This is a genomic window from Brachybacterium avium (assembly GCF_002216795.1).
GTDB classification, from domain to species: Bacteria; Actinomycetota; Actinomycetes; order Actinomycetales; family Dermabacteraceae; genus Brachybacterium; species Brachybacterium avium.
In genome coordinates this window covers 857,595-874,022 of the sequence record NZ_CP022316.1, presented here as the reverse complement: position 1 = coordinate 874,022, position 16,428 = coordinate 857,595, and the positions used below count along the sequence as shown (strand labels likewise).

17 protein-coding genes are annotated in these 16,428 nt (G+C 71.6%); 10 read left to right on the top strand and 7 right to left on the bottom strand.

Features of this window, described 5'->3' with window-relative positions; all coding sequences use genetic code 11:
* Nucleotides 1-59: 59 nt before the first annotated feature.
* Entirely contained in the window at nucleotides 60-1,016 is a 957-nt protein-coding gene (gene coaA, locus CFK39_RS03975) for a type I pantothenate kinase (RefSeq protein WP_089064371.1), read from the bottom strand.
* A gap of 249 nt (nucleotides 1,017-1,265) precedes the next feature.
* Between coaA and glmS the strand changes: the two genes are divergently transcribed.
* Genes glmS through CFK39_RS03940 form a run of 7 tightly spaced genes read left to right on the top strand, consistent with a single transcriptional unit; the run spans nucleotide 1,266 to nucleotide 8,168 of the window.
* On the top strand, nucleotides 1,266-3,134 hold the full coding sequence (gene glmS, locus CFK39_RS03970) for a glutamine--fructose-6-phosphate transaminase (isomerizing) (protein WP_089064370.1): 1,869 nt from the start codon (nucleotides 1,266-1,268) through the stop codon (nucleotides 3,132-3,134).
* A 46-nt stretch (nucleotides 3,135-3,180) separates the two neighbouring features.
* Entirely contained in the window at nucleotides 3,181-3,645 is a 465-nt protein-coding gene (locus CFK39_RS03965; RefSeq protein WP_089064369.1) for a holo-ACP synthase, read from the top strand.
* On the top strand, nucleotides 3,642-5,180 hold the full coding sequence (locus tag CFK39_RS03960; protein WP_089064368.1) for an NAD(P)H-hydrate dehydratase: 1,539 nt from the start codon (nucleotides 3,642-3,644) through the stop codon (nucleotides 5,178-5,180). Before CFK39_RS03965 ends, CFK39_RS03960 begins: the two co-directional genes overlap by 4 nt.
* A gap of 13 nt (nucleotides 5,181-5,193) precedes the next feature.
* Complete coding sequence (gene alr / locus CFK39_RS03955) at nucleotides 5,194-6,363, top strand: alanine racemase (RefSeq protein ID WP_089064367.1); 1,170 nt, start codon at nucleotides 5,194-5,196, stop codon at nucleotides 6,361-6,363.
* Nucleotides 6,363-6,941, top strand: a complete 579-nt coding sequence (tsaE, locus tag CFK39_RS03950) for a tRNA (adenosine(37)-N6)-threonylcarbamoyltransferase complex ATPase subunit type 1 TsaE (RefSeq protein ID WP_089064366.1) — start codon at nucleotides 6,363-6,365, stop codon at nucleotides 6,939-6,941. Before alr ends, tsaE begins: the two co-directional genes overlap by 1 nt.
* Nucleotides 6,941-7,645 carry a tRNA (adenosine(37)-N6)-threonylcarbamoyltransferase complex dimerization subunit type 1 TsaB gene (tsaB, locus tag CFK39_RS03945; RefSeq protein ID WP_089064365.1) on the top strand — a complete coding sequence of 235 codons (705 nt, stop codon included), beginning with the start codon at nucleotides 6,941-6,943 and terminating at the stop codon, nucleotides 7,643-7,645. Before tsaE ends, tsaB begins: the two co-directional genes overlap by 1 nt.
* 1 nt (nucleotide 7,646) lies before the next feature.
* Entirely contained in the window at nucleotides 7,647-8,168 is a 522-nt protein-coding gene (locus CFK39_RS03940; RefSeq protein WP_089064364.1) for a GNAT family N-acetyltransferase, read from the top strand.
* A 43-nt stretch (nucleotides 8,169-8,211) separates the two neighbouring features.
* Here the strand turns inward: CFK39_RS03940 and CFK39_RS16675 are convergent, their stop codons facing one another.
* The 3 genes from CFK39_RS16675 to CFK39_RS03930 are packed head-to-tail and all read right to left on the bottom strand — an operon-like array spanning nucleotide 8,212 to nucleotide 10,837.
* Entirely contained in the window at nucleotides 8,212-8,925 is a 714-nt protein-coding gene (locus CFK39_RS16675; protein ID WP_245822902.1) for a hypothetical protein, read from the bottom strand.
* Nucleotides 8,922-9,923: a hypothetical protein gene (locus tag CFK39_RS16670; RefSeq protein WP_245822900.1), complete on the bottom strand. Its 1,002-nt coding sequence runs from the start codon at nucleotides 9,921-9,923 to the stop codon at nucleotides 8,922-8,924. The genes CFK39_RS16675 and CFK39_RS16670 overlap by 4 nt, the downstream gene beginning before the upstream one ends.
* Entirely contained in the window at nucleotides 9,908-10,837 is a 930-nt protein-coding gene (locus CFK39_RS03930; RefSeq protein WP_089064363.1) for an ABC transporter ATP-binding protein, read from the bottom strand. Before CFK39_RS03930 ends, CFK39_RS16670 begins: the two co-directional genes overlap by 16 nt.
* A gap of 125 nt (nucleotides 10,838-10,962) precedes the next feature.
* On the opposite strand from CFK39_RS03930, the gene CFK39_RS03925 reads away from it, so the two are divergent.
* Nucleotides 10,963-12,537 (top strand): AI-2E family transporter, encoded by a 1,575-nt coding sequence (locus CFK39_RS03925; protein ID WP_245822899.1) that lies wholly within the window; start codon nucleotides 10,963-10,965, stop codon nucleotides 12,535-12,537.
* A 96-nt stretch (nucleotides 12,538-12,633) separates the two neighbouring features.
* Here CFK39_RS03925 and greA read toward each other — a convergent pair whose 3' ends face one another.
* Both greA and CFK39_RS03915 read right to left on the bottom strand, forming a co-directional pair.
* Entirely contained in the window at nucleotides 12,634-13,125 is a 492-nt protein-coding gene (gene greA, locus CFK39_RS03920) for a transcription elongation factor GreA (protein ID WP_089064362.1), read from the bottom strand.
* A gap of 264 nt (nucleotides 13,126-13,389) precedes the next feature.
* Nucleotides 13,390-13,782 carry a DUF4307 domain-containing protein gene (locus tag CFK39_RS03915; protein ID WP_089064361.1) on the bottom strand — a complete coding sequence of 131 codons (393 nt, stop codon included), beginning with the start codon at nucleotides 13,780-13,782 and terminating at the stop codon, nucleotides 13,390-13,392.
* Nucleotides 13,783-13,994: 212 nt separating this feature from the next.
* Here CFK39_RS03915 and mca point away from each other — a divergent pair, with 212 nt between their 5' ends.
* Both mca and CFK39_RS03905 read left to right on the top strand, forming a co-directional pair.
* Nucleotides 13,995-14,906 carry a mycothiol conjugate amidase Mca gene (mca, locus tag CFK39_RS03910; RefSeq protein ID WP_089064360.1) on the top strand — a complete coding sequence of 304 codons (912 nt, stop codon included), beginning with the start codon at nucleotides 13,995-13,997 and terminating at the stop codon, nucleotides 14,904-14,906.
* Nucleotides 14,903-15,271 (top strand): hypothetical protein, encoded by a 369-nt coding sequence (locus tag CFK39_RS03905; protein WP_157697054.1) that lies wholly within the window; start codon nucleotides 14,903-14,905, stop codon nucleotides 15,269-15,271. The genes mca and CFK39_RS03905 overlap by 4 nt, the downstream gene beginning before the upstream one ends.
* Nucleotides 15,272-15,368: 97 nt before the next feature.
* Here the strand turns inward: CFK39_RS03905 and trhA are convergent, their stop codons facing one another.
* Nucleotides 15,369-16,271, bottom strand: coding sequence for a PAQR family membrane homeostasis protein TrhA (gene trhA / locus CFK39_RS03900; RefSeq protein WP_245822897.1), 903 nt, complete (start codon nucleotides 16,269-16,271; stop codon nucleotides 15,369-15,371).
* Between the last annotated feature and the right edge of the window lie 157 nt (nucleotides 16,272-16,428).

Below are 16,428 nucleotides of genomic sequence, written 5' to 3'. Positions count from 1 at the left end.
AGATCGGGGGAACGGTGCGGCGCGTCACGGCGGGGAAGTGACGGGGAGCTTGAACTCGCTCACACCTTCCGCAGCAGGACCGAATGCACGCGGTGCCGGCCGTCCTTGCGCAGCACCAGGTCGGCGCGGCCGCGGGTGGGGACCACGTTCTCGGTGAGGTTCGGGCCGTTGATCGAGCGCCAGATCCCCAGCGCCGTATCTTTCGCCTCCTGGTCGGTGAGGTCCGCGTAGCGGCGGAAGTAGGAGCGGGGGTTCGAGAATGCCGTCTGCCGCAGCTGGAGGAAGCGGTTCACGTACCAGCGCTGGACGTCCTCGAGGCGCGCATCGACGTAGACGGAGAAGTCGAAGAAGTCCGAGACGGCCATCCCCAGGCGGCCGTCGCGGCGCGGCCGGGCCGGCTGCAGCACGTTCAGCCCCTCGACGATCAGCACGTCGGGGCGTTCGACGACCACCCGCTCATCCTCGAGGATGTCGTAGGTCAGGTGTGAGTAGACGGGGGCCTCGACCCGTTCCTGCCCGGCCTTCACATCCGCCACGAAGCGCAGCAGGCGGCGCCGGTCGTAGCTCTCGGGGAAGCCTTTGCGCTGCATGATCCCGCGGGATTCGAGCACCGCGTTGGGGTAGAGGAAGCCATCGGTGGTCACCAGCTGCACCTGCGGGGTCTCCGGCCAGCGCGCCATCAGCTCGCGCAGCAGGCGGGCGGTGGTGGACTTGCCGACCGCCACCGAGCCGGCCACGCCGATGATGTACGGGGTGCGGTGCTGGTGCTGGTCCAGGAAGCGCTCTCGCGAGCGGCGCAGCGCCTGCGCGGCGGCGACCTGGATGTTCAGCAGTCGCGAGATCGGCCGGTACACGGCATCGACCTCGCTGAGGTCCACCCGGTCGCCGAGCCCGCGCAGCCGGGTCACGTCCTCCTCGGACAGCGGCAGCGGGGTCTGCAGCGACAGACGCGCCCAGTCCTCCCGGGAGATCTCCTCGAACGGGGTGACGGTGCTCGACGTCGACGCGGACTTCATGGCGCTGATTGTTCCAGCATCCGGGGCTCTGCCGTGCACACGCGCAGGAAGCGTGACCACAAGGTCGCGTCGGGGCCCGCTCCCGGTTCGGCAGCGGACGTCCTCGCGCAGGGTCCGATGCTCATTTCTGATCGCTCTCGAGCGCCGTCGACCAGGGGTGCGCGCCGCACCCTCCGGAGGTGAGGAAGACCTCGCGCCGATCCGGCGCGAGCGCCTCTCGGAACCGCGCCGATCGTTAGCGTGAGCACCATGTGTGGAATCGTCGGATATGCAGGCCCTCGGGCCGAGAACCCCTCCTCCCGTCCCGTGGACGTCGCCCTCCAGGGCCTCGCCCGCCTCGAGTACCGCGGCTACGACTCCGCGGGTGTCGCCGTGATCGATGGCGACGACGTGCGCGTGACCAAGCGCGCCGGCAAGCTCGCCAACCTGCGCGAGGTGCTCGAAGGCGCTGCCGACACCAGCGGCCAGGTCTCCATCGCCCATACCCGCTGGGCCACCCACGGCGGCCCCACCGACGTCAACGCCCACCCCCACCTCGGCGGGCGCGAGGGCGAGCTCGCCGTCGTGCACAACGGCATCATCGAGAACTTCGCCTCCCTGCGCGCCGAGCTCGAGCAGGACGGGTTCTCCTTCACCTCCGAGACCGACTCCGAAGCCGCAGCCCATCTGGTGGCCCGCGAGATGGAGCAGTCCGGGGACCTCACCGAGGCGATGCGCCGCGCCGCCGCCTCCCTCGAGGGCGCCTTCACCCTGCTGGCCGTGCACAGGGGCGCCCCGGACACGGTCGTCGCCGCCCGCCGCAACTCCCCGCTGGTCGTGGGTCTCGGCGAGGGCGAGAACTTCCTCGGCTCCGATGTCGCCGCCTTCGTGGACTCCACCAAGGAGGCCCTCGAGATCGGCCAGGACCAGGTGGTCACCGTCACCGCGAACTCCGTCGCGATCATCGACTTCGACGGCACCGAGGTCACCGATGCGAAGCGCTTCACCATCGAGTGGGACGCCGTGGCGGCACAGAAGGGCGGCTTCGACTCCTTCATGGCCAAGGAGATCCACGAGCAGGCCGGCGCCGTCGCCGACACCCTGCGCGGCCGCCTCGAGGACGGGGCGCTGCGGCTGGACGAGATGGACATCGACCCCTCGGTGCTGCGCAGCATCGACAAGATCGTGGTGGTCGCCTGCGGCACCGCCGCCAACGCCGGGGCGGTCGCGAAGTACGCGATCGAGCACTGGTGCCGCATCCCCACCGAGGTCGAGCTCGCCCACGAGTTCCGCTACCGCGACCCGGTGGTCACCGAGAAGACCCTGGTCGTCGCGATCTCCCAGTCCGGCGAGACCATGGACACCCTGATGGCCGTGCGTCATGCCCGCGAGCAGGGCGCGAAGGTCATCGCGCTGTGCAACACCCGCGGCTCCACCATCCCGCGCGAGGCCGATGCGGCGCTGTACCTGCACGTGGGCCCCGAGATCGCGGTCGCCTCCACCAAGGCGTACCTCGGCCAGATCGCCGCCTGCTACCTGTTGGGCCTGTTCCTCGCCCAGGTGCGCGGCAACCTCTACCCCGACGAGATCGCCGCGCTGATGGCCGACCTCGAGCAGATCCCGGACCAGATCCAGCAGGTCCTCGACAGCTCCGCGCAGGTCGAGCAGCTCGCCCGCGACATGCAGGACGCCACCAGCGTGCTGTTCCTGGGCCGCCACGTCGGCTACCCGACCGCGATGGAGGGCGCCCTCAAGCTCAAGGAGATCGCCTACATCCACGCCGAGGGCTTCGCCGCCGGCGAGCTCAAGCACGGCCCGATCGCGCTGGTCGAGGAGGGACAGCCGGTGTTCGTCATCGTCCCCTCCCCGAACGGTCGCCACTCCCTGCACTCCAAGGTCGTCTCCAACATCCAGGAGGTGCGCGCCCGCGGCGCCCGCACCCTGGTGATCGCCGAGGAGGGAGACGATGCGGTGCTGCCGTTTGCCGACGAGGTGATCCGGGTGCCCGCCACCCGCACCCTGTTCGCGGCGCTGCTGACCGTGATCCCGCTGCAGATCTTCTCCTGCGAGCTCGCCACCGCGAAGGGCCTGGACGTGGACCAGCCCCGCAACCTCGCCAAGTCCGTCACCGTCGAGTGACCTCGCCCCTTCACACCTGCCCAGGCCGGGGTGTGATACTGCCCAGGTGAGCACTTTTCCCACCGCGACGCCGACGCCCGGCCCCGATGACAGCTTCGGGGGCCGGGCGTTCGCGCCCCGGGACGACGGCACCGTGGCGGGCGTCGGCATCGACGTGGTCGAGATCGGGCGGTTGACCGAGATGCTGGAGCGGACTCCTGCGCTGCTGGACCGCCTGCTCACCCCCACCGAGCGCAGCCTCTCCGCCGCCTCCCGCGCCGCCCGGGTCGCCGCCAAGGAGGCGGTCGGCAAGGCCCTCGGCGCCCCCGGCGACTTCTCCTGGCAGGACGTCACCGTCGAGCGCACCCACGTGCGCCGCCCCTACCTGCGCCTGCGCGGTGCCACCCTGCGCGCCGCCGAACAGCAGGGCGTCGTCCACCTGCACCTGTCCCTCTCCCACGACGGGGACGTGGCGACCGCGATCGTCGTCGCCGAACGCGGCACGACATCACCGAAGGATCCGGCCCTATGATCCGCGCCTACTCCGCCCAGGCCATCCGCGACGCCGAGGCGCCGCTGCTTGCCGCGGGCCAGCCGCTCATGCTCCGTGCCGCGCAGGCGCTGGCCAAGCACATCGCCGACCGTCTGCGCTCCACCGCGTCCGAGGAGCTGGGCGGCCGGGATGCGCGCGTGCTGGTCCTCGCCGGCTCCGGGGCCAACGGGGGCGACGGGCTGCACGCCGCGGCGCTCCTGCGCCGCGAGGGCATCGCCGCCGATGCGATCGCCACCGCCGAGCGTCTGCACGAGGAGGGCGCCGCCGCCCTGCGCGAGGCCGGTGGCACGATCACCGCACTCACCGACACGGACACCACCCCGACGATGCTCGAGGAGCGACTGGCCACCACCGCCCTGGTGCTCGATGCGATCCTCGGCATCGGCGGTCGTCCGGAGGTGCCCGCGGCCCTGTCCCCGCTGCTGGCCGTGGTGCGCAGCAGCGGCGTCCCGGTGATCGCCGTGGATCTGCCCAGCTTCGTCGACGCCACCACCGGGCAGGCCGCTCCCGAGGCCCTGGTCGCGAGCGGGACGGTCACCTTCGGCGCGCTGAAGGCCGGCCTGCTGCTGCCCGGCGGCGCCGAACGCAGCGGGGCCGTGCAGCTGGTGGACCTCGGCCTGTCCCCGCACCTGACCGCTGCCCCGACCGTGCTCCGCCTCAAGGACGGCGACGTGCGGGCGCTGCTGCCGCGCCCCGACCGGGACGCCAGCAAATACACCCGCGGCGTGGTCGCGCTCGCCGCCGGCAGTGTGCAGTTCCCCGGCGCGGCCGTCCTCGCCGCCTCCGGAGCCGCCCGCACCGGCGCCGGGATGGTCCGCTGCCTGGCCCCGGAGCGGGTGCTGGACCTCGTGCTGCGGGAACGGCCCGAGACCGTCACCCACCCCATCGCGGAAACCGTCGTCGATCCGGAGGCGATCGACCTCGCCGACCTCGGCCGCACCGATGCGCTGGTCGTCGGCCCGGGGCTCGCCGCCGATGATCCCCGCGCCGCAGTCGGCGTCGACGGGCTGCGCGAGGGCGCCGGGACGCTCACCCGCGGCGTGATCGACGCCGGCGCGCTGTCGGTGCTCACCACCGAGCACCGCTTCGGCCCCGACGTGGTTCTGACCCCGCACCGCGGGGAGGCCGAGCGCCTCGCGAAGCGCCTCGACATCGACCCGGACCTGCCCGGCGCGCAGCTCGCCCCCTTACTCGCCCGCGCCACCGGCGCGACCATGCTGCTCAAGGGTGCCATCACCCTGATCGCCCCGGGCGACGGCGGCCCGCTGCGCGCCCAGGACGATGCGACCCCGCAGCTGGCCACCGCCGGCACCGGCGACGTGCTCGCCGGAGTGCTCGGCACCCTGCTCGCCGCCGGGCTCCCCGGGCCCGATGCCGCCGCCCTGGCCGCGATCCTCCACGGCCGCGCGGGCCGCCGCGCCTCCCGCGAGGGACGGCAGCCGCTGGTCGCCCTCGACGTCGCCGCGCACCTGCCGGAGGCGATCGGGACTATCCTGGCGGGCGCCCAGCCGTGAACCGAGGAGCTCGATGACCATCCCGATCCCTGCCGAGGACCCTCGGCACGTGCCCAACCGCGCGGTGATCGACCCGTCGGCGATCACCGAGAACACCCGCGCCATGGGCACCCTGCTCGAGGAGCAGACCGCGCTGATGGCCGTGGTCAAGGCCGACGGCTACGGCCACGGCATGCTCACCGCCGCCCGCGCCGCGATCGAAGGCGGCGCCACCTGGCTCGGCGTCGCCCATCCCGCCAGTGCCCTGGCCCTGGCCCGCGCCGACCTCGACGCCCAGATCCTCACCTGGCTGTTCGAACCGCACACCGCGAAGATCGTGCTGCCCGAGGTGCTGGGCTCCGGGGTCGACGTCTCCGTCGGCTCCCCGGAGATGCTCGCACTCGTCTCCGAGGCCGCCCGCGAAGCCGACCGCCGCGCCCGCGTGCACCTGAAGATCGACACCGGCATGGGCCGCAACGGTGTGCTGCCCTGGCAGATCCGCGAGATCGGCGCCGCGATGCGGGAGGACGATTTCATCCAGGTCGCCGGCGCCTGGACCCATCTGACCAGTGCCGATGACCCCGAGGATCCGGCGACCGACCAGCAGGTGGAGCTGTTCGACTCGGCCAGCGCGGCGCTCGCCGACGAGGTCGGACCGATCCCGCTGCAGCACATCGCGAACTCCGCCGCCACCCTCACCCGCCCCGACCTCCACCGCGACCTGGTCCGGGTGGGGATCGCCCTGTACGGCTGCCCGCCGGTCCCCACGGATGTGCCGCTGCGCCCGGCGATGACCCTCATCAGCCGCCTCGCCCTGGTCAAGGAGGTGGGCGAGGGGCACAGCATCGGCTACGGCCGGATCCGCACCACCGACCGCCCCACCCGGCTGGGCCTGGTGCCGATCGGCTACGCCGACGGCCTCCACCGCGCCGGCAGCGACCAGGTCGCCCTGGTGATCCGCACCGAGAGCGGCGACCATCGGGCCCCCCAGGTGGGCCGCATCAGCATGGACCAGATCGTCATCGACCTGGGCCCGGACTCCGACGCCCGCGCCGGCGACCAGGTGTTCATCTTCGGTGATGCCGGCGGCGACCCCAACGGCCCCGATGCCGCGACCGCAGAGGACTGGGCGCGGGCCGCCGGGACCATCTCCTACGAGATCCTCACCTCCGTCTCCGGCCGCGTCACCCGCGAGGTCCGCTGATGAGCGAGCTGATCGTGCGCACCGCGGACGCCGAGGGCACCCGCGACGTGGCCCAGGCCCTGGCCGGCGTGCTGCGGCCCGGGGATCTGCTGGTGCTGGACGGCCCGCTCGGGGCGGGCAAGACCACCTTCACCCAGGGGCTCGGCGCCGGGCTCGGGGTGCGCGGCTCCGTCGCCTCCCCGACCTTCGTCATCGAGCGGGTCCACCCCAATCTCGCCGACGGGCCCGATCTGGTCCACGTCGACGCCTACCGCCTCGGTGGGGAGGGAGAGATCGACGACCTCGACCTGGAGGCCGATCTCGATCTCGCCGTGACCGTCGTGGAGTGGGGACGCGACCGGGTCGAGCACCTCGCCGAGTCCGCACTGCTGGTCGTGCTGGACCGACCCGACCGGGTCGAGGACCCCGAGGACCCCGACGAACCGCGCACCCTGCACCTGCTCCCCAGCGGCCCCCGCTGGGACGAGCAGGCGATCCGGCAGCTGAAGGACGCACTCGCCCCCGTCACCGAGACGGAGGGGACCACAGAGCCTCGAGATGCCGCCGCGACCACCCGAACCGCTGAGGAGAACCGCTGATGCTGCTGGGGATCGACACCTCCGGGGCGGTGAGCACTGCCGTCGCCCGCGGCGAGCTCACCGGGCCCGCCCCCGAGATCCTGCAGGTCCGCTCCGACGAGCGCTCCCGCCACCACGACGAGGTGCTGCTGGACCTGATCGACGAGACCCTGCAGGCCGCAGGCGTCGAGCGCACCGAGCTCACCGGCGTCGTCGTCGGCCGTGGCCCCGGCCCCTTCACCGGGCTGCGGGTGGGGCTGGTCTCCGCACGCTCGATCGCCGCCGTGCTGGGGGTGCCCCTGCATGGGCTCAGCTCCTTGGACGCCCTCGCCCACCAGGCGCTCGCCGCACTCGGGCCCGAACCGGCGGGCCCGGTCACCGTCGGCGTCGCCCTGGACGCCCGGCGCCGCGAGGTCTACCACGCCTGCTACCGGCGCGAGAGCATCGGCGAGATCACTCGGACCGCGGAGCCGGCGGTGAACACCCCCGCCGACGTGGCCGGGGAGCTCACCGCCTGCGACGTGCTGGTCGGCTCCGGCACCGGGATCTATCCCGAGCTGCTGCCGGCGACCATGGACCTGATCCACGTCGACGCCGGGCACCTGATCCTCGCCGCCGCCGCGCTGCGCGCCCGCGGCGAGGACCTCACCAGCACGGAGCCGATGTATCTGCGCGAGCCCGACGCCGCCAAGCCCACCGCCCGCAAGAGCGCCCTGGGCCGCTGAGATGGCCGACCCGCTCGAGGATGTCGACGCTGGCGACGAGAGCACCGCCTGGGCGCTGCGCCCGGTCACCCTCGAGGACGTCGAGCAGATCGCTTTCGCCGAGCTCGAGCTGTTCCCCGACGAGGCCTGGAACGTCTTCCAGCTGGCCGAGGAGATCGCCCACCGCGACCGCCGCTACGTGGTCGCCGCCCAGGGGGAGAGGGCCGAGGGCGCACTGCTCGGCTACGCCGGCATCATGCTCGCCGGGGACCTCGCGGACCTGCACACCATCGGCACCCGCGACGAGGGCCGGGGGATCGGCCGCGCCCTGCTGGCCTGGTGCGAGACCCAGGCCCGCGAAGGCGGTGCCCAGCGCATGCTGCTCGAGGTGCGCGAGGACAACGACCGTGCTCGCGCGTTCTACACCGCTGCCGGCTACCGGGAGATCGACCGTCGCCGCGGCTACTACCGGATCCGTGGTCGCCGCATCGACGCCCTGGTGATGCAGCGCGACCTGGGAGCGGGCGGAGGCCCGTCGGCCTGACGGCTCGCCGCCCTGCGCCGCGGCGGGCGGACGGCCGAGCCCGTCAGAGGTGGTTGTGCACCTTCTGGAACACGTCCGGGTAGCGGGCATCCAGCCGCACGGACGCGATCCGCAGCCCCAGCAGGAACATGACCGCACCGGCCACCAGCGCGAGCACCCCGGCGAGCAGGATCAGCGGGAGGCTGCCCGCGATCGCGCCCCAGACCCCCACCCCGATCGCAGGCACCAGCGGCACGAAGACGCCGAGCATCGCCACGGCCATCGCGATCATCGCGTTGGAGCTCGAGGCGGACTTGTCCTTCATCGGGTTGGTGCCCGGGGGAGAGCTCGGGTAGGGCAGCAGCACGCTCACCACCATCGAGATGCCCCAGCCGCAGATCATCGCGCCCAGTGCACCCATCACCGCCAGCGGGATCAGATCCGCCCTGCCGTACAGCAGCGGGAGCACGATCATCGCCACCACCACGCCCGGCACCATCAGCACGGCCTGGGCGGCGATGCGGCCCAGCAGGTTCGCCCGGGCAGGCACCCCGGTGACCAGGTTGACCCAGCCCGCGGGGCCGTCGAAACCGATCTCGTTGGCCAGGCTGATCCCGCTCACGCCGCACATGAAGATCGCCATCCCCAGCATCATCCCGCGGGACTCCGGGAGCACCAGCCCCATCGCCGCGAAGAAAACGATGACCACCGGATAGATGCCCAGCCCCGCGAGGTAGCGGGTGTCCCGCCGCCAGTAGCGCAGCGACTTGCCCATCACGGCCCGAACGGACCGGGGCGCACGAACCTCGGCACCAGCGGCGAGACCTTGGCACCGCCCGAGGAGGCATCGCCGGTCAGCGCGGAGGTGAGGGAGACATCGATCGATCGGCGCCACCACAGCCACACCAGCACGATGGTCACCGACCCGATCACTGCCCGCAGCGCCGCGCTCAGCACGCGCCCCTCGGCCAGATCCATCGGCACCGCGAACAGCGCCCCCACCGGGGTCCAGGCCAGGATCTCGACGATCCGCGGCAGCCACTCCCGCAAGAGCGTGACGTCGATGTCGCCGACCTTCTGCGCGCCGATGGAGAAGGCGTAGATCGCCGCGAACAGCAGCAGGAAGCCGAAGATCCCGCCCACCTCGCGGCCGCTGCGGGAGGAGGCGCGGCCCGCCGAGTGGGCGAACCAGGCCCGCGGCAGCAGCAGGCACAGAGAGAAAGCGGCGAGGTTCGCGGGGATCAGCACCAGGGCAGCCAGCACGATCCAGAGGGCGCCCTGGCCGAACAGGATCAGCCACAGCAGCTCGAAGCCGGTGGCGATGGCGACGGCGACCAGGGTGAACAGGCTCGGCAGGCTCAGCCCCGCCGCGGCGAACATCCCCGGCTGCAGCTCCCTGGCAGTGCGCGGGAAGAGCGCGAAGGCCCGCGGATCCAGGGTGTCGTCGAGGCCGAAGGCGAGCACTGGGATCAGGAACCACGCCAGCACGGTCAGGGCGCCCAGGCCGCGCACGATCAGTGGGAAGGTCTCGCCCTCCCCGGCCCACAGGGTGGTGCCCAGGAACAGGGCCACCAGGGCCGCCAGCCCGCCGAGGCCATAGACCACCCCGATGATGGTGCCGACGAGCTTGCCGATGTTCTTGCGATAGGACCGCTTCCACAGCGTCCATTTCAGCCCCAGCTGCAGGCGGATGAGGCTCTTCTGCGAGATCTCGCCGTGGGAGACGCTCTGCGCCGCTGCGGTCGCGGTGTGCTCGTTGCTCAGGACTCCAACCACGACAAGCTCCCCTCCGCGACGTCGCCGCCGCCGACGAGATCGATGAACGTCTGCACCAGGCTGCCGCCCCGGCGGACCTCGTCGAGCGTGCCGTCGGCCAGCAGCTCGCCGTCGGCGATGATCGCGACGTGGCTGCACAGCCCCTCGACCAGCTCCATCACATGGCTGGAGAGCATCACGGTGCCGCCGCCGTCCACATAGGCGGTGAGGATCTTCCGGATCACCTGGGCGGAGATCGGGTCGACCGCCTCCAGCGGCTCGTCGAGCACCAGCAGTCGCGGTGCGTGCAGCAGAGCGCTGGCGAGCAGGATCTTCTTGGTCATGCCGGCGGAGTAGTCGACCACCAGCTTGCCGTCCTCGCCCGCCAGGTCCAGGGCCGACAGCAGCGACTCCATGCGCTCCTCGACCACGGCCGGCTCCATCCCGCGCACCAGCCCCACATAGGTGAGCAGCTCGCGCCCGGTGAGCCGGTCGAAGGTCCGCAGCCCGTCGGCGAGGACGCCGAGGCGGGCCTTGGCCTCATGGGGCTCGGCCCACATGTCGTGCCCGAGCACATGAGCGGTGCCGCCGTCGGGCCGCAGCAGGCCGGTCGCCATCGACAGAGTGGTGGTCTTGCCCGCGCCGTTGGGGCCGACGATCCCGTAGAAGGAGCCGCGCGGGACATCCAGGGAGATCCCGTGGACCACCTCGGTCCTGTCGAAGGACTTGCGCATCCCGCGCAGGGACAGAGCGGTGCGGTCCGGGACCGCACTGTCGGCGTTCACCGGAGCAGCCGGACCGGAGACAGGCTGTGCGCCGTTCGCCTGCGGGTCGGCCTGCTGAGTGGCATCGGTGGCAACGGCGTCGGCGGTGGTGGGGTCAGTGGCCTCGGGGACGGAGAGATCCGGTGCGGCGGTCGGATGGTCGCTGTGCATGAGGTCACGCTAGTTCCCCCGCGGCCGGGGAGGGGGCCGTCGCTGGGAGGAGAAGGGGTCGACCTTCGTCGTGCATCGGGCGTCCAGGCGGGCGGTGCGTCCAGTTTCTCGCGACTAGGATGCCCGTGAGCCGCACCGGCTCTCGGAAGGAGTCCCATGTCGAAGCTGCGCCCCACCCCCGGGCACAGAGCCTGGCGCCCGAGGTGGAAGAGATCCCGATCGGAGTGCGTCGGGCGGCGTCCTGGTCCTGGCGGCTGATCGTCATCGTCGCAGCCTCGGCCCTGATCCTCTGGGGCATGTTGCAGATCACCACCATCGTCATCCCCGTGGTGATCGCGATCCTGCTCGCCGCACTGATGACCCCGGTGGTCAAGGTGCTGACCCGCTACACCTTCCTGAACCGGGGTGCGGCCGCCGGCGTCGCCCTGCTGGGGCTGCTGCTGGTGATCTCGGGGATGTTCACCCTGGCCGGGCGCCAGCTGTTCGCACAGTTCGCCGATATCCAGGAGAAGGCGGTCAGAGGATTCCAGGGACTGGTGGACTGGGCGACCACCACCTTCCAGATCGACACCCCGATGATCAACTCGGCGGTCAACGAAGGGCTCGACCAGCTCCAGCAGTACTCCGGTGAGCTGGTCAGCGGCGCGGTGAGCACCGCAGCAGTGCTCGGCAACGTCGCCACCGGCATCGTGGTGGCCCTGTTCACCCTGTTCTTCCTGCTCTCGGGCGGGGCGGGGATCTGGCGCTGGATGGTGGGTCTGCTGCCACCGGCGGCCCGGGTCCCCACCCATGAGGCCTTCCGCCGCGGGTGGAAGGCGCTGTCGGCATATATGCGCACCCAGATCCTGGTGGCCGCAGTGGACGCCTTCGGCATCTCGATCGGCATGGTGGCGCTGGGACTCGGATCCTACGCGGTGCCGATCTGGTTGCTGGTGTTCCTGTTCTCCTTCGTCCCGCTGGTCGGTGCGATCGCCTCGGGTGCGATCGCCGTGCTGCTGGTGCTGGTGCTGAACAACTGGATCGGTGCGCTGATCATGCTCGCGATCGTGCTGGTCGTGCAGCAGCTGGAGAGCAACATCCTGCAGCCCTTCCTGATGGGCAAAGCCGTCGAGCTGCATCCGCTGGCGGTGTTCCTCGGCGTCGCAGGAGGCGCGATGATCGCCGGGATCGCCGGCGCACTGTTCGCCATCCCGGTGCTGGCCTTCTGCAATGCGACGCTGCTGTACGTGGTGGGTCGTGACCCCAGCCCGGACCTCGGCCGCGACCGGGGCAGCGCCGAGCACTTCGCCGCGCTGACCCGCCGTCGCCCCCAGCCATCGACGGACGCCGACGCGGAGCGGAAGCGGCCGACGATGCCGGTGCTGCCCTCGCCGCGTCCCCTGGGTGCCCGGCAGACGGCGATGGCCGGCGCGCCGGCGGCCGGTGGAGGCGCGCAGCCGTCCGCCCCCGCGCAGCCGTCCGCTCCCGCACCGCAGGCCGCCCTTGCACCCGCGGACGATGCGCCGCGACCCGATGACACTCCGCGACCCGACGGCGCTCCGCGACCGGACGACGCGCTGGACACCGCTGCACCGCTGCTGGGCGACGCGCTGCACGACAGCGATGTCCAGGGCCAGGATGAGATGCCCGGCCGGGATGGAGCGCCCGACGACGACGGGGCGCCCGGCCAGGAGGGCTCGGCGCGCCCGGGCGAGGCCTGAGCCGCAGCAGGTCGCGCAACGAGAAGGCCCCCGCTCCGGCAGCAGCCGGCGGCGGGGGCCTTTCTTCCTGCGCGCACTGAGCGTGCGGGCGACGGCTCAGGCCTTGTAGGGCGAAGCCTTGAGGATGTCGATCGGGAAGGACTTCCCGTTCGGCGCCGTGTAATCGACGGAGTCGCCGACCTTGGAGCCGTGGATCGAGCTGCCCAGCGGCGACTCCGAGGAATACACCTCGAGCGTGTCGTCGCCGTCGGCGATCTCGCGGTTGCCGAGCAGGAAGGTGCGCTCCTTGCCGGCCATCGAGATGACCACGACCATGCCGGGCTCGACGATCCCGTCGTCCTTCGGCGCCTCGCCGACCACAGCGTTCTTCAGGAGCCGCTGGAGGTCCGAGATCCGGGCCTCCATCTTCCCCTGCTCCTCACGGGCGGCGTGATACCCGCCGTTCTCCTTGAGGTCCCCTTCGTCGCGAGCCGCGGCGATGCGCTCGGCGATCTCGGTGCGTCCCGGGCCCTCGAGCTCGGTGAGCTCCTTGGCAAGGCGGTCGTACGCGTCCTGGGTGAGCCAGGCGCCATTCGGCTGGCTGCTCATGGGTTCACTCCTGTCGTCCTCAGTAGTGCGCAGGGGAGCGAAGAGCCCCCAATACGCGAATCACGGGGCACATGTCCTCATGCGCCCCGTGTGCGGGTGATGATGATCGGCACGAAGCCGGTTCCCGAACACTTTACACCGCACTGATTGCTTTCCCGGAGACCCGGTGCTGATTTCGCGCATCGAGTAATCCAGCCGGACGGATCGACAGCCTGCTCAGCCCAGGGCAGTCGCGGCGTCGAGGAGAACCCGCGCGAGGCCGTCTCACCGAGCCTCGCAGTTGATGATCTCCGCCGAGACCGCGTCGCCCTGGGTGGAGATCTCGACGTGGTGCGTGCTGCGACGGGTGTCTTGGGCGGGGATCGCCGCCTCGACGAACCCGACCTGGGCCCGCCCTTTGTTCAGCGCCTGGATCGTGCAGCTCGCCTCGGTGCCCGGATCCATCGTCACCCGGAAGTCGACGGCGATCACGTCATCGGAGACGTGCTCGTAGGCGAGCACCTCGGTGCGGACGGGCGTGCTGGAGGCCTGGACCCCGACGTAGAACACGGCCGCGAGGAACAGGGCCCCGGCGAGGGCCATGAGCACACGCGCGGTCCGACGACCCACGAGCGGCTTTCCATAACGGTCCGCACGGCGGTCACTGGCATCGGTCATGGGGACAGTCTTCCAGACCGCCGCCGGGAACTTCCTCCGAACCGGCCGCCCTGCGCCGGCGCCGCCCAGCAGTCGCGACCGACGGCTCCTCCCAGGTGCTGGCAGGTGTCGGTGGCGTAGGATCTGACGCTGGTGCGCCGTGAACTCTTCCGTGCGACGCCCGCACCAGCCCCGTGGGATCCGTCCCCCTCCCGTCGTCTCCGAGGAGTCCCGTGACCGTCCAGCTGCCCACCCCCGATGAACCGCTGCGGATGGTGGCCGTCCATGCGCACCCGGACGATGAATCGTCCAAGGGTGCCGGGTCGACTGCGCGCTATGCGCGCGAGGGCGTCCAGGTCACGGTCATCACCTGCACCGGGGGTGAGCGCGGCGACGTGCTCAACCCGCGGCTGCGCGATGACCCCTCAGTGACCGCCGAGGCGCTGCCCGAGATCCGCCGTCGGGAGATGGCCCGGGCGCAGGAGATCCTCGGTGTGGACCACGAATGGCTGGGCTTCATCGACTCCGGGCTGCCCGAGGGCGATCCGCTGCCACCGCTGCCCGCCGGCAGCTTCGCGACGCTTCCCATCAAGGAGGCGGCCGGACCGCTGGTGGAGACCATCCGCCGGCTGCGTCCCCACGTGATGACCACGTACGACGAGAACGGCGGCTACCCGCATCCCGACCACATCCAGGTCAACCGGATCAGCCTGGCCGCCTTCGATCTCGCCGCCGACTCGGCGTTCGCCCCCGAGCTCGGTGAGCCCTGGGCGGTCGCCAAGCTCTACTACATCAACGGCTTCCACCGGCAGCGGTTCTCTGCGGTGAGCAGGCATCTGCGGGCCGAGGGCACCCCGAACGAGATGCTGGACCAGATGCTCCAGCACTACGACGAGAGCAAGGACCGGGTGCTGACCACCCGAGTCGACGTGCGCGACTTCCTCGCGATCCGGGACGACGCGCTTCGCGCCCACGCCACCCAGGTGGACCCCGAAGGGCCGTTCTTCCGCATCCCCCACGAGGCCGAGACAGCGGCCTGGGGCACCGAGGACTACGAGCTGCACATCTCCCGCATCGGGGTGAAGCTGCCCGAGGATGATCTGTTCGCCGGGCTGCGTCACGAGCTCGTGGAGGCCCGGCCATGAGCGGCGCGGAGCTCCTCCTCGCCCTCGGTGAGCTGGTGGCCGCACCGAACCCTTCCGACGGCGGTGAGCTCAACTCGGTCACCGTCTCCCCGGGGCTGCCCGGGTTCTTCGCGATGTTCGTGCTCGCCGTGGCAGTGGTCCTGCTGGCGATCGACATGACGCGCCGCACGCGCCGGGTGCAGGCCCGGGCGCGGGTGAAGGAGCGGATGGAGGCCGAGGAGCGCGAGCGGGCCGAGCGCGCGCACGACGCGTCGGACGACGGGACCGCAGGGCCTGCTGCCCCGGAGGACGGCACGGCGGCGCCCTCGGATGACGATGAGGCGCCCTCGGGCGAGGACGCTCCGCCCACCGACGGCCCGCGCTGAGCCGCGACCGCAGTGCCCTGCGATCAGCGCTGAGCCGCGTTCCTCGGTGGCTGTCGAACCCCGCGCTGATGCCCGGGCAGCACCTGCACCCGTTCCATCAGATGATGGCGACGGCGACGGCCGCGAAGTGGCAGCCGAAGCCGATCAGGGTGCCGGTGTGGAAGATCTCGTGGAAGCCGAACCAGGCCGGTGAGGGATTGGGCCGCTTCAGCGCGTACATGACCGCCCCCGCGGTGTAGGCGAGACCGCCGATCACCAGCAGCCAGACCACGGCCCAGCCGCCCGAGGCCTGCAGCTGCGGCATGTAGAAGACCGCCACCCAGCCCAGCGCGATGTAGGCCGGTACATAGATCCAGCGCGGGGCTCCGGTCCAGAACAGCCGGAAGCACACCCCGACCAGTGCCCCGCCCCAGGCGATCACCAGCAGGGTGAGAGCCTGGCGGGGCTCGAGCATCGCTACCGCGATCGGGGTATAGGTGCCGGCGATGATCAGGAAGATGTTCGCATGGTCGAAGCGCCGCAGCATGATCGCCCGCCGCGGGGACCAGGTGCCGCGATGGTAGACCGCACTGACCCCGAACAGCATGCTGGCGGTCAGTACGAACACCGCGCAGGCCAGGCGGATCTCGAGGGTCCCGCCGAGAGCGACCAGCAGCAGCCCGGCCACCATGGTGACCGGGAAGGCGAACAGGTGCATCATCCCGCGCAGGCGCGGCTTGGGCAGCTGGAGCCCGAGCCGAGTGGCCCGCCGCGCCATCGCCCGGGTGAGAGTGCGGGGGGCGAAGGGGAAGTTCTCGGCGGTGGGCAGCTCGTCGTCGGTCGCCATGTCGGTGCCGCCGCTTTCCGCGACCGCCTCCGCGGTCTCGGCCGCAGCGCGGTGATCGGGCATCGCCCCCACGCCGGCTGATCCGGCCGGGTCGGCGGGATCCGCGGGATCGACAGCGGCGGGGCCGCTCGCAGCAGGGTGCTCGGCGGTGTCGCGATGGCGTCCGGAACTCATGGGGCCACCGTAACCTACGGGGCCGTAGGTTCACGGTGTGCGGGCTGTGCCGATCCGGTGTCGATTTTCCCAGAACGTACGGAGGGTGCGGCAGCGTCACCGATAATGGAGCGAGCGGGCCGACGGCGTCGACCGCGACGCAGGCGGTCGGCGGCAG

Excerpts from the sequence above, each read along its gene's own strand:
- CFK39_RS03940 (WP_089064364.1), top strand. The coding sequence starts at position 7,647 with ATGGCCGACCCGCTCGAGGATGTCGACGCTGGCGACGAGAGCACCGCC.
- trhA (WP_245822897.1), bottom strand. The coding sequence starts at position 16,271 with ATGAGTTCCGGACGCCATCGCGACACCGCCGAGCACCCTGCTGCGAGC.
- greA (WP_089064362.1), bottom strand. The coding sequence starts at position 13,125 with ATGAGCAGCCAGCCGAATGGCGCCTGGCTCACCCAGGACGCGTACGAC.
- alr (WP_089064367.1), top strand. The coding sequence starts at position 5,194 with ATGACCATCCCGATCCCTGCCGAGGACCCTCGGCACGTGCCCAACCGC.
- CFK39_RS03915 (WP_089064361.1), bottom strand. The coding sequence starts at position 13,782 with ATGACCGATGCCAGTGACCGCCGTGCGGACCGTTATGGAAAGCCGCTC.
- tsaB (WP_089064365.1), top strand. The coding sequence starts at position 6,941 with ATGCTGCTGGGGATCGACACCTCCGGGGCGGTGAGCACTGCCGTCGCC.
- CFK39_RS03930 (WP_089064363.1), bottom strand. The coding sequence starts at position 10,837 with ATGCACAGCGACCATCCGACCGCCGCACCGGATCTCTCCGTCCCCGAG.
- CFK39_RS03905 (WP_157697054.1), top strand. The coding sequence starts at position 14,903 with ATGAGCGGCGCGGAGCTCCTCCTCGCCCTCGGTGAGCTGGTGGCCGCA.
- coaA (WP_089064371.1), bottom strand. The coding sequence starts at position 1,016 with ATGAAGTCCGCGTCGACGTCGAGCACCGTCACCCCGTTCGAGGAGATC.
- CFK39_RS03960 (WP_089064368.1), top strand. The coding sequence starts at position 3,642 with ATGATCCGCGCCTACTCCGCCCAGGCCATCCGCGACGCCGAGGCGCCG.
- glmS (WP_089064370.1), top strand. The coding sequence starts at position 1,266 with ATGTGTGGAATCGTCGGATATGCAGGCCCTCGGGCCGAGAACCCCTCC.
- tsaE (WP_089064366.1), top strand. The coding sequence starts at position 6,363 with ATGAGCGAGCTGATCGTGCGCACCGCGGACGCCGAGGGCACCCGCGAC.